The organism is Pseudomonas sp. SIMBA_041 (assembly GCF_046535095.1).
Lineage (GTDB): Bacteria > Pseudomonadota > Gammaproteobacteria > Pseudomonadales > Pseudomonadaceae > Aquipseudomonas > Aquipseudomonas mucoides.
The window spans coordinates 1-275 of sequence record NZ_JAWRXJ010000260.1; the positions used below are offsets into that span (position 1 = coordinate 1).

1 protein-coding gene is annotated in these 275 nt (G+C 30.5%); it reads left to right on the forward strand.

All coding sequences use genetic code 11. The features are described from left to right. Window positions 1-49 precede the first annotated feature (49 nt). Window positions 50-275 (forward strand): hypothetical protein (locus SB725_RS31100; RefSeq protein ID WP_410923248.1); only part of this gene is annotated, 226 nt, incomplete at its 3' end.

The window sequence follows — 275 nt, forward strand, 5'->3', positions numbered from 1 at the left end:
CTCTATCTCCGATGAAGGCAGAAGCATTTGTAAAGATAGATTGTTTTTAGTGAGTACATTAGAAAAGAAAATAATATGGTTTTCAATATTAGTCAAAGCATTGAGTATCTATGGAGAAGATTTCCTTTCTAAGTTGGTAAAAGAAGATCCGAATGTACATTATCAGAATGCTATGAATAAACGATCGAAGATAATCACTGACGAAAGTGCTGAGAATTTATCAAAGGAGTTTTTTAATTTCATAAAATCCAAGGGTAAGTCAGATTTAAATATTG